We start from the raw sequence: 14,801 nt of genomic DNA on the forward strand, positions 1-14,801 counted from the left end.
GCGCGTTAGCGCCTTATTGCTTGTCGATTTTGGCTTTGACGATCACGTCGTGCCAACGGCGAATGTCGGCAGCCAGCACTTCTGCGGCTTGCTCGGGCGTGGAGCCTTGTGCGTTCAGGTTGACGTCGCTCAAACGCTTTTTGACGTCAGGCATGTCCATGATGGTTTGAATTTCGCGGCTCAAGCGCAACACCACCTCGCGGGGGGTGTGCGAGGGCACGGCCAAACCGTTCCAAGACGACGCTTGGAACTTGGCCAACGCACCACCGGCTTCGCGCACGACAGGTACCTCGGGCATGCTGGCGGCGCGTTTGTCGCCCAAGAGGGCCAAGGGGCGTACAGCGTTGGATTTGATTTGCGGCATCAAAGGCCCCACGATTTCGACCATCGCGTCTACGCTGCCACCGCGCAAGGCGGTGATGACGGGCGGTGTGCCATTGAAGGGCACGATTTGCGCAGACAGTCCTGACGAGCTTAAAAACAACTCGGCCGCCAAGTTTTGGGTGGTGCCCACTTGCGGCGTGCCAATGTTGAGCTTGCCGGGGTTCGCACGGCCGTAGGCCAGCAACTCGGCAAAGGTTTTGAAACGGCCACCCTCGGCCGAAGCAATCACCAAATCAAACGTGGCCAATTTGGACACGGGCGTGAAATCTTTGACGGTGTCAAACGGCAAGCTTTTGAACAGCGATGCGCTGACGGCCGTGCCGCTAGAAATCAACAGCATCGTGTGGCCATCGGGCTCTGCGCGCGCCACCATTTCGCCCGCGACGATACCGCCTGCGCTGGGTTTGTTCTCAATCACCACCGCTTGGCCCAAAGCCTCGGCCAGCTTTTGGCCCACAGTGCGCGCCGTGATGTCTGCCGCGCCACCCGCCGCATTGGGCACCACGATCTTGATGGTTTTTGTGGGGAACGCAGGGGTTTGGGCCAGGCTGCTTGCGCTGGCGACGACGGCCAAACTCAAAGCCAATAAGGATTGGATGAAACGGGGAGATTTTAAATTTTTCATGGTCACACTTTAGGTGAGAAACAAAGCTGAAGCAAAGACAACCCAAGGTGTCATACGTCCCAAACGGTGCCTAAGCGCTCTTGTGCAATTTCCAACAACCCATCAAAGATCAAGGTATCGACCAACTCGAACTGCACCGACATGCTGGGCGCCATCTTCCAGCCTGCGCCGCCGGTCATCATGCACACAGGTTCAGCGCCGCAATGCTGACGAACGTGTTGAACCATGCGCTCCACGGCGCCAGCGATGGCGTAGGTGCCGCCGCTGGTCAGCGCGTCGCTGGTGTTAGTGGGGAATTCACACACATCGCCCGTGGGCACGCGCAAACCTGCGGTGCCGGACTCTAAGGCCCGCAGCATGATGCCGTGGCCGGGCAAGATCAACCCGCCCAAAAACTTGCCGCTCGCATCAATGGCCTCCACGGTGACAGCCGTGCCAACCATCACCACCACCATGGGGCGGGGCGTGGGCGATTGTTTGAGCATGCGTGCATGAGCGCCAATCATGGCCACCCAGCGGTCGGCCCCCAAACGCGTGGGATGGTCGTAGCCGTTGGTCATGCCCGCTTCGGCGGCCGAGGACACGGCCCAATGGGGCGTGAAATCCCACATTTCCATTTGCTCTTCAACGCGTCGGCGGATGGCTTCGCCAGCCACGATGCAGCCCAACATGTGGGTGGGGGCAGGCAAATCGCGCCAGTCTTCATCGGCCAAACGGTCAATGTTTTCAAGAAATACGGCGCCGTGGCCTAGGAGTTTGGCACCTGGCTGAGGGCTGTCGTATTGAGCCCACTTGAGCCGGGTGTTGCCCACATCGAGCGCGAGGAATGTCATGTCTTGGGCTGGCTGTAAAAGTTGTCGCAAAGTATAGAGACAGTTACAACGCCAAGCCGGGCCATTTGATCAGGGCAAACACGCAGCGCAAAGGCAAATCGGACGCTATGATTGACGTTTACGTAAACGTAACATCCCCAACTATCCGATTTCGGAGACACACATGACCGACCTGTCCGCAGAAGCCCAAGCCCTTGCCAATTACAAGCCCACGCAAAAAGTGCGCTTCGTCACCGCTGCGTCTTTGTTTGACGGGCATGACGCTGCCATCAACATCATGCGCCGCATCTTGCAAGGCATGGGGGCCGAGGTGATTCACTTAGGCCACAACCGCTCGGTGGACGAGGTGGTGACGGCTGCGCTGCAAGAAGACGTGCAAGGCATTGCCATCAGCTCGTACCAAGGCGGCCACGTGGAGTACTTCAAGTACATGGTCGATTTGCTGCGTGAGCGCGGTGGTGAACACATCCAAGTGTTTGGCGGCGGCGGCGGCGTGATCGTGCCCCCAGAAATTCGCGAGCTGCAAGCCTACGGCGTGACCCGCATTTACAGCCCAGAAGACGGCCAGAAAATGGGCCTGCAAGGCATGATTGGCGAGATGATCATGCGCTGCGACAAAGACTTGTCAAACTATGCGCCAACTACTCTGAAAGAGATTCAAGGCCATGACGAAATGGCGTGGCGCAAATTAGCGCAACTCATCACCGCACTCGAAAACGAGAAGGCCGATCAAAAGATGGTCGAAGCCGTGCGCAAAGAATCGCTGAACCACAAGGTGCCCGTACTCGGCATCACCGGCACCGGCGGTGCGGGCAAGTCGTCGCTCACTGACGAGCTGGTGCGTCGCATCCGTTTGGACCAAGGCGATGCGTTGCGCATTGCCGTCATTTCTATCGACCCCTCACGCCGCAAGAGCGGTGGTGCGTTGCTGGGTGACCGCATTCGCATGAATGCCATTTCGCCTTGGAGCAGCGGCCAGCGTGTGTTCATGCGCTCCCTCGCCACGCGCGACTTTGGCAGCGAAATTAGCGCAGCCTTGCCCGACGTGTTGGCCGCCACCAAGTGTGCGGGCTTTGATCTGATCATTGTGGAAACCTCGGGCATTGGCCAAGGCGATGCCGCCATCGTGCCGCACGTAGACGTGCCCATGTATGTGATGACGCCCGAGTTTGGCGCCGCCAGCCAACTCGAAAAAATCGACATGCTGGACTTTGCTGAGTTCATCGCCATCAACAAGTTCGACCGCAAAGGCGCCAGCGACGCACTGCGCGATGTGGCCAAACAAGTGCAACGCAACAAAGAAGCCTGGCACACACCGACCGAGCAAATGCCCGTCTTTGGCACCATGGCCGCGCGCTTCAACGACGACGGCGTGACCGCGCTGTACCAAGCCCTCAAAGGTCGTTTGACCGAACTGGGCCTGACCTTCAAAGAAGGCCGCCTGCCACTCGTGAACGTGCGCCACAGCAGCAACCAAACACCCGTGGTGCCTGCGGCTCGCACACGCTACTTGGCTGAAATTACCGACACCGTGCGGGGCTACAAAAAGCGCGCACGCACACAAGCCAAACTGGCCCGCGAAATTCAACAACTGCGCGAAGCCGCACGCATGTTGGCCGAAGACAAACCGGGCCGTGCCAAAGCTTCAGAAGCCGCCATCGATTTGGCCTTTGCGCGTGAAGAAAACTTAGGTGCTGCAGAGCGCAAGCTCTTGGCCCAGTGGCCTGACATGCAAGCCGCCTACGCTGGCGACGAGTACGTGGTGAAGATTCGCGACAAAGAGATTCGCACTGCACTCACCACCAAGTCACTCAGCGGCACAGTGATTCGCAAAGTGGCCCTGCCCACCTATGAAGACCACGGCGAAATTTTGAAGTGGCTCATGCTCGACAACGTGCCCGGCAGCTACCCCTACACCGCAGGCACATTCGCGTTCAAGCGCGAGGGCGAAGACCCCACCCGTATGTTTGCAGGCGAAGGCGACCCCTTCCGTACCAACCGCCGCTTCAAGCTGGTGAGCGAAGGTATGGATGCCAAGCGCTTGTCCACCGCGTTTGACTCTGTCACGCTGTATGGCAACGACCCAGACCCACGTCCGGACATTTACGGCAAAGTGGGCAACTCGGGCGTGAACGTGGCCACGCTGGACGACATGAAGGTGTTGTACGACGGGTTTGACCTGTGCAACCCCACCACCAGCGTGTCGATGACCATCAACGGCCCTGCACCGTCCATCTTGGCGATGTTCATGAACACGGCCATCGACCAGAACATCGAGAAGTTCAAAAAGGACAACGGCCGCGACCCGACCGAAACCGAGACCGCGAAGATCAAAGAGTGGGTCATGCAAAACGTGCGTGGCACGGTGCAAGCCGACATCTTGAAAGAAGACCAAGGTCAAAACACCTGTCTCTTTAGCACTGAGTTTTCATTGAAGGTAATGGGTGACATTGCGCAGTACTTTGTGCACAACCAAGTGCGCAACTTCTACAGCGTGTCGATCAGCGGTTATCACATTGCAGAAGCGGGTGCAAACCCAATTTCTCAACTCGCTTTCACACTGTCAAACGGTTTCACCTTTGTGGAAGCCTACTTGGCGCGCGGTATGCACATTGACGACTTCGCGCCTAACCTGAGCTTCTTCTTCAGCAACGGCATGGACCCCGAGTACACCGTGATGGGCCGCGTGGCTCGTCGCATCTGGGCCGTGGCGATGAAAGAGAAATATGGCGCGAATGAGCGTTCACAGAAGCTGAAATATCACATCCAAACCTCTGGCCGTTCATTGCACGCGCAAGAGATTCAGTTCAACGACATCCGCACCACGCTGCAAGCGCTAATCGCGATTTACGACAACTGCAACAGCTTGCACACCAACGCGTTTGACGAAGCCATCACCACGCCCACCGAAGACTCGGTGCGTCGCGCCATGGCGATTCAGCTCATCATCAACCGCGAATGGGGCTTGGCCAAAAACGAAAACCCCAGCCAAGGCGCGTTCATCATCGAAGAACTCACAGAGTTGGTCGAAGAAGCTGTGCTGGCCGAGTTCGAGCGCATTGCCGAGCGCGGCGGCGTGTTGGGCGCGATGGAGACCGGCTACCAACGCGGCAAGATTCAAGACGAATCGATGACCTACGAAATGCTCAAGCACACCGGCGAGCTGCCCATCATCGGCGTCAACACTTTCCGCAACCCGCACGGCGAGCAAGTGATGGACAAGCTTGAGTTGGCCCGCTCAACCGAAGAGGAAAAGCAAAGCCAGTTGAACCGCTTGAACGACTTCCACACTCGCCACAAAGATGCGGCCGCGGTGCAACTCAAACGCCTGCAACAAGCCGTCATCGACAACGCCAACGTGTTTGAGGTGTTGATGGATGCGGTGCGTGTGTGTTCACTGGGCCAGATCACCAACGCCTTGTTTGAGGTGGGTGGTCAGTACCGACGCAATATGTAAGGCCAACCATCCTTGTATTTTTAACATGCCATGTTTAAAATGCAAGGATGTTTCATCGAAAATCATCCCAAGAAATTCGCAACCACCTGAGTTGGAGCCCTGCCGTTGCCATTCTTGGTGCGCGCCAAATTGGCAAGACAACGCTGGCTCTGCAGATTGCAACCGAATTTCCAAAGTCGATTTATCTTGACCTTGAAAACAGCCAAGCACGCGCAAAGCTAGAGCAAGCGGATGTGCTTTTTCAAGCCCATCGCGATCGCTTGATCGTGCTTGATGAAATTCAAAACGCGCCTGAGCTTTTCAGCACCATGCGTGGAGAGATTGATGCAGACCGACGCAACGGCCGATTTCTGATTCTCGGGTCTGCCTCATTCAAACTACTCCAACAATCGCAATCGTTGGCGGGACGTTTGGCTTTGGTGGATATGGCGCCCTTGCTTCTCAGCGAGGTGCATCGCGACTTCGAGGATATTCAACCCCTGTGGTTGCGAGGTGGCTTCCCTAAAAGCTACACAGCACCTAGCGATGAGGCCTCATGGCTTTGGCGGGACAGCTTTGTCCGACACTTCTTAAACACGGACCTGCCCGCATTGGGCATCAATGTTGAGCCTGAACTGATGCGGCGCTTTTGGCGCATGGCGGCTCACCTACACGGCCAGTTGTTCAATGCATCAAGCATCGCCGCATCGCTTGGGGTGTCATCGCCCACCGTGACACGCTACCTTGACCATTTGGTGCAATGCCTCATGCTGCGTCGACTGGAGCCGTTTCATGCCAATCTCGGAAAACGGTTGGTGAAATCACCCAAAATTTATGTGCGCGACAGTGGCTTACTTCATTACCTGATGGGCATACATAACATCACCGACATGATGGGGCATCCAATCACGGGCGCGTCTTGGGAAGGATTTTGTGTTGAGCAAATTTGCAATCACTTACCCGCAGGCGCGAGCGTCTCGTTTTATCGAACGGCTGCAGGTGCTGAACTGGATGTGGTGGTCGAAACAGGCCGTCAAACCCTTGGATTCGAAATTAAATTCTCCTCTGCACCAAAGGTCACCAAAGGTTTTTGGCAAGCTTGCGAAGACATCGGCGTTAACCAAGCCTATGTGATCGCCCCCGTTCAAGAGGGCTGGGCGATGGCTAACAATGTTCAAGTTATTTCCCCCATCGACATACCGTCATATCTGAACCCTAACATTCACCCATGAGTATTCGCCCACCTTTCATCGCCCCCACCCGTCACACCGACGCCGACAGCGCGCTTGCCCAAGTGCAGGCGCTGTACCAAACCAGCCTTGACCATTTGCGCTTGGCCATGAAGCAATTTGTGGCGGGCGCTGCGTTTGAGCAACGGGTGCGCGCGTATTACCCGTTTGTGCGCATTCACACCCAACAAGGGGCGCTGAAAAAGAGCAGTGACAGCGCGCATCTGAGTTACGGCTTTGTGGCTGAGCCTGGCCGCTACGAAACTACCCTCACCCGCCCCGATTTGTTTGCCGCGTATTACCGCGAGCAGTTCCGCTTGCTGCTGCAAAACCACGGCGGCACGCTGGAGGTGGGCATGAGCCATCAGCCTATTCCTGTGCATTTCTCATTCGCCGACAACGACCATGTGGAAGGCGAGATGAGTGCAGACCGCCGCCAACTCATGCGCGAGGTGTTTGACCTGCCCGACCTCACCGCCATGGACGACGGCATTGCCAACGGCACATTTCAGGCGAAGCCCAATGAGCCGCACCCGTTGTCGCTGTTCACCGCCGCACGCATGGACTACTCGCTGCAACGCCTGCGCCATTACAGCGGCACCAGCCCCGAGCATTTTCAAAACTATGTGTTGTTCACCAACTACCAGTTCTACATTGACGAGTTTGTGCGTTTAGGCCACGAGGCCATGCAAGACCCCAACAGCGAATACCTTGCGTTTGTGGAGCCCGGCAATGTGGTCACACGCCGCGTTGGCTTGCCCGCGGAAGCCAACGATACCTTGGGCAAGGTGCCGCCACGTTTGCCGCAAATGCCCGGCTACCACTTGGTGCGCGCAGACCACACCGGCATCACCATGGTGAACATTGGCGTGGGCCCAGCCAACGCCAAAAACATCACCGACCACATCGCTGTGCTGCGCCCACATGCATGGCTGATGCTGGGCCACTGCGCGGGCTTGCGCAACACGCAGCAGCTGGGCGACTACGTGCTGGCCCACGGCTATGTGCGTGAGGACCATGTGCTGGACGAAGAGTTGCCGCTGTGGGTGCCCATTCCCGCGCTGGCCGAGATTCAAGTCGCGCTCGAACAAGCGGTGAAAGATGTGACGCAATGCGAAGGCGCCGAGCTCAAACGCATCTTGCGCACAGGCACGGTGGCCAGCACCGACAACCGCAACTGGGAACTATTGCCCGACAACACGCCGCAACGCCGCTTCAGCCAAAGCCGCGCCGTGGCGCTGGACATGGAAAGCGCCACGATTGCCGCCAACGGCTTTCGGTTCCGTGTGCCCTACGGCACGCTGCTGTGTGTGAGCGACAAACCGCTGCACGGCGAAATCAAACTGCCGGGCATGGCCAACCACTTTTACCGCGAGCGTGTGGACCAGCATTTGCGCATTGGCATGCGTGCGATTGAGTTGCTGCGCCAGCAAGGGCCTGCGCAATTGCACAGCCGCAAGTTACGCAGCTTTGCAGAAGTGGCGTTTCAATAACGCCTTAAACAGCATCACCCATCTTCTCGCCCAAGCGCACGCCTTGCGCGGCTTGCCAAGCAGGGTTGAGCGCGATGGTGTTCTTGGGCCACAACAACACGACGGTAGAGCCCAACAAGAAGCGGCCCATTTCGTCACCTTGCTTCAAGCTCAAATCTTGGTCGTCATACGTCCACTCGCGCACCGTGCCGGGACGGGGCGGGTTGACCACGCCATGCCATGGGGTGGCCATGCTGCCCACGATAGTGGCGCCGACCAGCACCAACACGTATTGCTGAGGTGTTTCACCTGAAGCAGCAGGCATGTCAAACACGCACACCACGCGTTCGTTGCGCGCAAACAAACCGGGTACACCGCGCGCCGTGGCGGGGTTGACCGAGAACAAATCGCCCGGCACATGAATCATGCGGCGCAGGCGTCCCGCGCTGGGCATGTGGATGCGGTGGTAATCCTTGGGGCTGAGGTAAATCGTGGCGAACTCGCCATCTTGAAATTGGGCTGCCAAGGTGGCGTCGCCGCCCACCAGCGCTTGTGTGCTGTAGCTGTGGCCTTTGGCTTGAAACACTTGGTCGCCGTCGATGTGGCCCAACTGGCTGATGGCGCCATCGACGGGGCACACAAATGCGGCATCGGCCAAGGGGCGTGCGCCGGGCTTTAAGGCACGGGTGAAGAAATCGTTGAAGCAGGCGTACTGCGTGATGTCAGGCTGCGCGGCCTCGTCCATGTTGACTTGGTATTTGCCCACGAACCACTGGATCAAAGCATGGGTCCAACGACCGCAGCGCGCACGCGCCACAGCGCCCGCGAATTGCGTGAGCAGCTGCTTGGGCAAGATGTGTTGCAAGGCCACAAAGGTTTTTTCATTCATTTCGCAATTTTAGGCGGGCACAATGAAGCGCATGAGCACCCCACTTTTTGAATGCCAACACCTCGTCAAACGCTACGCCGACAACACGGTGGTGAACGATGTCTCTTTCAGCATCGCACCCGGTGAATGTTTGGGCGTCATTGGCCCCAACGGCGCAGGCAAAACCACCACGCTGCGCATGTGCTTGGGCCTTGCGCAACCGGACAGCGGCAACATCCACGCGTTTGGTTTGTCCATGCCCGAGGATGCGCTGGCCATCAAAGCGCGCTTGGGCGTGGTGAGCCAGTTCGACACGCTCGACCCCGACTTCACCTGCGCTGAAAACCTCATGGTGTTTGGCCGCTATTTCGGGATGAAAAAGGCCGACATTCAAGCGCGCATTCCGCAACTGTTGGAGTTTGCCGCGCTGACCCACAAAGCCAACGCCAAGCCTGGCGAGCTGTCGGGCGGCATGAAGCGTCGCCTGAGCTTGGCACGCGCATTGATCAACGATCCCGATGTGCTGTTGCTGGACGAACCCACCACCGGCCTTGACCCGCAAGCACGTCACCTGATGTGGGAGCGCTTGCAGCAACTCTTGCAACAAGGCAAATCGATTTTGCTCACCACGCATTTCATGGACGAAGCCGAGCGCTTGTGCCACCGCTTGCTGCTGCTCGATCACGGCAAAAAGATTGCCGAAGGCACACCGCGTGATTTGATCGCGCAGCACCTTGAGCCCGACGTGGTGGAGGTCTATGGCAATGGCGCGTTGGCCTTGGTGAACAGCCCCATCGCCACGTTGGCGCAACGCGTAGAGACCAGCGGTGAAACCGTGTTTTTCTACACCCAAGATGCCGCGCCCTTGCTGCAAGGCTTGAGCGCCCATGCGGGTCTGCGCACGCTGCACCGCCCTGCCAATTTGGAAGATTTGTTTTTAAAAATGACCGGACGCCAAATCCGCGAAGAAGGCTAAACCGCGATGACCACCTATTTCCGTTTCTGGCCCGTCTTCTTGCGCAACCTCTTGGTGTGGCGCAAGCTCGCCATTCCTAGCCTCGTGGCCAACATTGCCGAACCTTTGATGTGGCTGGTGGCCTTTGGCTACGGTTTGGGCGCGTTGGTGGGCGACGTGACCCTCGGCGAAGACAAGGTGCCCTACATCTTGTTCTTGGCCAGCGGCTCGATCTGCATGAGCGCCATGAACGCGGCCACCTTTGAAGCCTTGTACTCCGCCTTCTCGCGCATGCATGTGCAAAAAACATGGGATGGGATCTTGAACGCGCCCATGCGGTTGGACGATGTGCTGTTGGCTGAAATGCTGTGGGCCGCGTTCAAAGCGCTGTTCACCATCACCGCGATCTTGGGCGTCATGTTCGCACTGGGCATCACGCACAGTTGGAAGCTGCTCGCCGCTTGGCCCATTTTGTTGTTCGTCGGCATCACCTTCAGCTGCATTGCGTTGATCTTCAATGCGCTGGCCAAGGGCTACGATTTCTTCACGTATTACTTCACCTTGTTTTTGACGCCCATGATGTTTTTGAGCGGCGTGTTCTTTCCGCGTGATCAACTGCCCGGCATCGTGCGCGACATTTCGGCTTGGTTGCCGCTGACCCAAGCCATTGCGTTGGTTCGCCCGCTGTTCATGGACCAATGGCCCACCGATGTCGCACTGCACTTGGGCGTGCTGGCGGCGTACACGGTGGTCGCTTGGAAAATTGCCCTGCACTTGACCAAGAAACGGTTCAAAGCGTGACACCCGTCAGCCAACTCAACGCCATCACCCGCTAATATCTTTCTTTTGATTCAACCAGCTAAGGGAGTTTTCCAATGAGCATTCAAACCGTAGGCATCATCGGCGCCGGCACCATGGGCAACGGCATCGCGCAAGCGTGCGCCGTGTCAGGCGTGAACGTGGTGATGGTGGACATTTCTGAGGCCGCTGTGGCCAAAGGTGTGGCCACCATTTCAGGCAGCTTGGACCGCTTGATCAAGAAAGAAAAAATCACCGAGGACGACAAAGCTGCGGCACTCGCCCGCATCAAAGGCAGTACCAGCTACGACGACCTCAAAGACGCGCAATTGGTCATCGAAGCAGCCACCGAAAACTTTGACCTCAAAGTCAAAATATTGAAGCAAGTCGACGCTTTGCTCGACGCCAGCGTGCTGATTGCCTCCAACACCTCCTCGATCTCGATCACCCAACTCGCCGCCATGACCACGCGCGCCGACCGCTTCATTGGCATGCATTTTTTCAACCCCGTGCCCATGATGGCACTGGTTGAAATCATCCGCGGTTTGCAAACCTCAGACGCCACGCACGCGGCCGTGCACGAGCTGTCGACCCGCTTGGGCAAGAGCCCCATCACGGTCAAAAATGCGCCGGGTTTTGTGGTGAACCGCATCTTGGTGCCCATGATCAACGAAGCCTTCTTTGTGTTGGCCGAAGGCCTGGCCACCGCCAAAGACATCGATGCGGGCATGGTGCTGGGCTGCAACCAACCCATCGGCCCCTTGGCCTTGGCCGACATGATTGGTTTGGATGTGTGCTTGGCGGTGATGGAGGTCTACCTCAACGAATACGGCGACAGCAAATACCGCCCTTGCCCACTGTTGAAAGAGATGGTGGCGGCCGGTCAATTGGGCCGCAAAACGGGCCGCGGCGTTTACGCCTACTGAACCACGTTCAACGGTCTGACACCCGCCTAGCGCCATGAAACTGGCTTTGCTCTCTGACATACACAGCAACTTGCATGCGCTAGAGGCATGTTTGACGCATGCACAGGCGCAAGGGGCAGACCGCATCGCGGTGCTGGGCGATTTGGTGGGCTACGGCGCCTTTCCATCCGAGGTGGTGGCGCGCTGCCAAGCCTTGCAAAACCAAGGCGCCATTGTGCTGCGTGGCAACCACGAAGCGCTGGTTCAACGCCACGCGGGGATGACGCCGCAGACGGACCCAACGTCCGATCAAACCCTAGGCAACCAAACGGCGGCGTGGACACACGATCAGCTCTCCCCCGCCCAGCGTTTTTGGCTAGAAATCTTGCCGCTCACGGCACATCTAGAGCAAACCTTGCTGGTGCATGCCAGTGCCGATGCACCTGATAAATGGCGTTACATCACCGACGAACGCCTCGCCGCCTTGAGCTTGGAGGCCGCTTGCGCAAACCCCGAGGTGCGCTACGTGTTTGGCGGGCATGTGCACCACCCGTCGCTGTATTACCGTGGCACGGGGCGCCAATTGATGGCATTCAAACCCACGGCAGGCGTGGCCATTCCGACACCGGCTCACCGCTGCTGGATTGCCACCGTGGGCTCGGTGGGCCAACCGCGCGATGGCAACCCACGCGCCATGTACGCGCTGTTTGACAGCACAGCCGCCACATTGACATTTCACCGTGTGGCCTACGACCACATGGCCGCAGCCCGTTGCGTGCGCGACGCGGGCTTGCCCGAGTTTTGTGCGCGCCGCTTGGAGACGGGACAATGAAACGCCTAGAAGCTGGCACCACCTTAGACGGTTTTTGCATTGGCGCATGCCTGCATGCAGGCGGCATGGCGCACATTTATGAAGTGACCTACGCAGACCAGCGACCAGCCCCGTTTGCCATGGTCATGAAAGTGCCGCGCATGACGGCCGGTGACGGCGCCGAAAACATCGTCAGCTTTGAAGTCGAGCATCAAATCTTGCAACTGTTGCAAGGCAAGCACGTCCCTCGGTTTGTGGCGGCAGGCGACTTGGTGACGTTGCCTTACTTGGTGATGGAACATGTGCCGGGTCAAACCTTGCAGCAACGACTCGACCACTTCGCCCAACAACACACACGTCCCAGCGCCGCCGACATCGCCCTAATGGGCGCAGCGGTGGCCCGTGCGCTGCACAGCCTGCACCAACAAAACACCTGCCACCTCGACCTCAAACCTGCCAACGTGTTGATGCATCCCGACGGTCATGCGGTGCTGCTCGACTTTGGCTTGTCTTGCCACGCGCACTACCCCGACTTACTCGCCGAAGAGTTGCGCAAAGCTGTGGGCTCGCCCGCATGGATCGCGCCCGAGCAAGTGGTGGGCGTACGCGGTGACCCGCGCAGTGACATCTTCGCGCTGGGTGTCGTGCTGTATGAGTTGGCCACGGGCGAGTTGCCTTTTGGTAACCCACAAACCAATGCAGGCATGCGCCAACGCTTGTGGATGGACCCCAAGCCGCCGCGTCAATGGCGCGACGACTTGCCCGAATGGCTGCAAGAAGTGGTGCAGCGCTGCCTAGAGCCCGAGGCCGCCAAGCGCTACCCCTCGGCAGCACATGTGGCATTTGACTTAGAAAACCCAGAAGACATTCAAGTCACAGCGCGTGGCCGTCAGCTGCAAGGCACGTCGTTTTGGACACATTTCAAACGCTGGTTCAAGGCCGCGGGCATGCACTACCAGCCCAGCGCCATGCCAACGCAACAAATTGACGAGGTGCCTATCGTCATGGTGGCCGTGCCAAACCACGAGGCGAGTGACGCCACGCTCTACGCGCTGCGCCAAGCGGTGGCACGCGTTCTAAAAAATCGACCTGGTGCGCGGTTGACCGTGGTGACGGTCATTTCGCACAGCCAAACCAGCGCGACAGAGAGTGCCAAAAGTGAAACATCGGTGCACCGCCAGCACCTGACGCAATTGCGCCAATGGGCTCAACCGCTGGACATCGCGCAACACCCCACGTCATTCCATGTGCTGGAAGCCGGTGACGTGGCGCACGCCCTGCTGCGCTATGCCGAAGGCAATCACGTCAGCATGATCGTGATGGGCGCTGCCACGCATGGGTTGCAAATGCAGCGGTTTGTGACCACCGTACCCATCAAGGTGGCGATGGAAGCGCCTTGCACCGTGATGCTGGTCAAACAGACGCTGCCTTTTGAGAGGCTCTGATCAATCGACCTTGGCGCCCGATGCCTTGACCACTTGCGCCCATTTCTTGTGCTCGGCATCGATGAACTTAGCAAAATCGGCCGGCGTATTGCCGCCAGGAATCGCGCCTTGCGACAACAACTTTTCTTTGATGGCGGGTGAATTCAAAGCCTTCGCCACTTCTTGCTGGATGCGTGTCACCACCTCAGGCGATGTGCCTGCGGGCGCCAGTAAACCAAACCACGAACTGGCGTCGTAGCCCTTCATGCTGGGACCTCCCGCCTCTTCCACGGTCGGCACATCGGGCACTGCCGCTGAACGCTGGGCGCTGGTCACAGCCAACGCTTTGAGCTTGCCAGACTTGATGTGTGGAATAGACGAAGGTAAGTTGTCGTACATCACGTCCATCGAACCACCCAAGAGATCAAGCAATGCGGGGCCTGAACCCTTGTAGGGAAAGTGGACCATGTAGGTGCCGCTCATGCTTTTGAACAATTCGCCGGCCAAATGTATGGAGGTGCCGTTGCCGCTGGACGCCATATTGAGTTTGGCGGGGTTGGCTTTGGCGTAGGCGATAAAGTCAGCCACCGTGTTGATGTTGCGTGACTTCGCCGTTTCGGCGTTAAGCACCATCACATTGGGCACACCGGCCACCACGGTGATGGGCGCAAAGTCTTTGATGGGGTCATAGGGCAACTTGCTGTAGAGCGCACGGTTGATGCCGTGCGTACCCACCGTCCCCATCAGCAAGGTGTAGCCGTCGTTGGCCGACTTGGCGACAATGTCTGCACCGAGGTTGCCACCTGCGCCAGCTTTGTTGTCCACAAAGAACGTTTGGCCAAATGCTTTGGTCAATTCTGGGGCCATGGCGCGCGCCAAGATATCGGTGGTGCCACCTGGTGCAAAGGGCACCACGATGCGCACGGGTTTGGCGGGCCACGCTTGGGCTTGTGCATGCAAACCCGTCAAAGCAGCAGCGCTCAACACAGCCGCTTGGAAGCTGAACTGCAATAAATTACGGCGTAAAAACATAACGTCTCCTGAATAGATTTTTTCTGGAC

At 58.1% G+C, this 14,801-nt stretch carries 12 protein-coding genes; 8 read left to right on the forward strand and 4 right to left on the reverse strand.

Annotated elements, in window-relative coordinates:
* Positions 1-13: 13 nt before the first annotated feature.
* Entirely contained in the window at positions 14-1,009 is a 996-nt protein-coding gene (locus C5F52_RS17600; protein ID WP_104799673.1) for a tripartite tricarboxylate transporter substrate binding protein, read from the reverse strand.
* 50 nt (positions 1,010-1,059) lie between these two features.
* Positions 1,060-1,842 carry a type III pantothenate kinase gene (locus C5F52_RS17605; protein WP_104799674.1) on the reverse strand — a complete coding sequence of 261 codons (783 nt, stop codon included), beginning with the start codon at positions 1,840-1,842 and terminating at the stop codon, positions 1,060-1,062.
* A gap of 163 nt (positions 1,843-2,005) precedes the next feature.
* Between C5F52_RS17605 and icmF the strand changes: the two genes are divergently transcribed.
* The 3 genes from icmF to C5F52_RS17620 are packed head-to-tail and all read left to right on the forward strand — an operon-like array spanning position 2,006 to position 8,000.
* Entirely contained in the window at positions 2,006-5,299 is a 3,294-nt protein-coding gene (gene icmF / locus C5F52_RS17610) for a fused isobutyryl-CoA mutase/GTPase IcmF (protein WP_104799675.1), read from the forward strand.
* Between the two features lie 47 nt (positions 5,300-5,346).
* Entirely contained in the window at positions 5,347-6,510 is a 1,164-nt protein-coding gene (locus tag C5F52_RS17615; protein WP_104799676.1) for an ATP-binding protein, read from the forward strand.
* Positions 6,507-8,000, forward strand: coding sequence for an AMP nucleosidase (locus C5F52_RS17620; RefSeq protein ID WP_104799677.1), 1,494 nt, complete (start codon positions 6,507-6,509; stop codon positions 7,998-8,000). Before C5F52_RS17615 ends, C5F52_RS17620 begins: the two co-directional genes overlap by 4 nt.
* A gap of 4 nt (positions 8,001-8,004) precedes the next feature.
* Here C5F52_RS17620 and asd read toward each other — a convergent pair whose 3' ends face one another.
* On the reverse strand, positions 8,005-8,868 hold the full coding sequence (asd, locus tag C5F52_RS17625) for an archaetidylserine decarboxylase (RefSeq protein ID WP_104799678.1): 864 nt from the start codon (positions 8,866-8,868) through the stop codon (positions 8,005-8,007).
* A gap of 31 nt (positions 8,869-8,899) precedes the next feature.
* Between asd and C5F52_RS17630 the strand changes: the two genes are divergently transcribed.
* The 5 genes from C5F52_RS17630 to C5F52_RS17650 all read left to right on the forward strand — a co-directional run bounded on the left by C5F52_RS17630 (position 8,900) and on the right by C5F52_RS17650 (position 13,761).
* A complete protein-coding gene (locus tag C5F52_RS17630) occupies positions 8,900-9,823 on the forward strand; it encodes an ATP-binding cassette domain-containing protein (protein ID WP_104799808.1) in 924 nt (307 codons plus the stop codon).
* A 6-nt stretch (positions 9,824-9,829) separates the two neighbouring features.
* Positions 9,830-10,603 (forward strand): ABC transporter permease, encoded by a 774-nt coding sequence (locus C5F52_RS17635; RefSeq protein ID WP_104799679.1) that lies wholly within the window; start codon positions 9,830-9,832, stop codon positions 10,601-10,603.
* Positions 10,604-10,677: 74 nt separating this feature from the next.
* On the forward strand, positions 10,678-11,526 hold the full coding sequence (locus tag C5F52_RS17640) for a 3-hydroxybutyryl-CoA dehydrogenase (RefSeq protein ID WP_104799680.1): 849 nt from the start codon (positions 10,678-10,680) through the stop codon (positions 11,524-11,526).
* A gap of 34 nt (positions 11,527-11,560) precedes the next feature.
* Positions 11,561-12,337, forward strand: coding sequence for a metallophosphoesterase (locus C5F52_RS17645; RefSeq protein ID WP_104799681.1), 777 nt, complete (start codon positions 11,561-11,563; stop codon positions 12,335-12,337).
* Positions 12,334-13,761: a bifunctional serine/threonine-protein kinase/universal stress protein gene (locus C5F52_RS17650; RefSeq protein ID WP_104799682.1), complete on the forward strand. Its 1,428-nt coding sequence runs from the start codon at positions 12,334-12,336 to the stop codon at positions 13,759-13,761. Before C5F52_RS17645 ends, C5F52_RS17650 begins: the two co-directional genes overlap by 4 nt.
* Here the strand turns inward: C5F52_RS17650 and C5F52_RS17655 are convergent, their stop codons facing one another.
* Positions 13,762-14,772, reverse strand: a complete 1,011-nt coding sequence (locus tag C5F52_RS17655) for a tripartite tricarboxylate transporter substrate binding protein (RefSeq protein WP_104799683.1) — start codon at positions 14,770-14,772, stop codon at positions 13,762-13,764.
* Between the last annotated feature and the right edge of the window lie 29 nt (positions 14,773-14,801).

This window comes from Limnohabitans sp. TS-CS-82, assembly GCF_002943475.1.

Excerpts from the sequence above, each read along its gene's own strand:
- C5F52_RS17620 (WP_104799677.1), top strand. The coding sequence starts at position 6,507 with ATGAGTATTCGCCCACCTTTCATCGCCCCCACCCGTCACACCGACGCC.
- icmF (WP_104799675.1), top strand. The coding sequence starts at position 2,006 with ATGACCGACCTGTCCGCAGAAGCCCAAGCCCTTGCCAATTACAAGCCC.
- C5F52_RS17630 (WP_104799808.1), top strand. The coding sequence starts at position 8,900 with ATGAGCACCCCACTTTTTGAATGCCAACACCTCGTCAAACGCTACGCC.
- C5F52_RS17640 (WP_104799680.1), top strand. The coding sequence starts at position 10,678 with ATGAGCATTCAAACCGTAGGCATCATCGGCGCCGGCACCATGGGCAAC.
- C5F52_RS17600 (WP_104799673.1), bottom strand. The coding sequence starts at position 1,009 with ATGAAAAATTTAAAATCTCCCCGTTTCATCCAATCCTTATTGGCTTTG.
- C5F52_RS17650 (WP_104799682.1), top strand. The coding sequence starts at position 12,334 with ATGAAACGCCTAGAAGCTGGCACCACCTTAGACGGTTTTTGCATTGGC.
- asd (WP_104799678.1), bottom strand. The coding sequence starts at position 8,868 with ATGAATGAAAAAACCTTTGTGGCCTTGCAACACATCTTGCCCAAGCAG.
- C5F52_RS17645 (WP_104799681.1), top strand. The coding sequence starts at position 11,561 with ATGAAACTGGCTTTGCTCTCTGACATACACAGCAACTTGCATGCGCTA.
- C5F52_RS17635 (WP_104799679.1), top strand. The coding sequence starts at position 9,830 with ATGACCACCTATTTCCGTTTCTGGCCCGTCTTCTTGCGCAACCTCTTG.
- C5F52_RS17655 (WP_104799683.1), bottom strand. The coding sequence starts at position 14,772 with ATGTTTTTACGCCGTAATTTATTGCAGTTCAGCTTCCAAGCGGCTGTG.
- C5F52_RS17615 (WP_104799676.1), top strand. The coding sequence starts at position 5,347 with ATGTTTCATCGAAAATCATCCCAAGAAATTCGCAACCACCTGAGTTGG.
- C5F52_RS17605 (WP_104799674.1), bottom strand. The coding sequence starts at position 1,842 with ATGACATTCCTCGCGCTCGATGTGGGCAACACCCGGCTCAAGTGGGCT.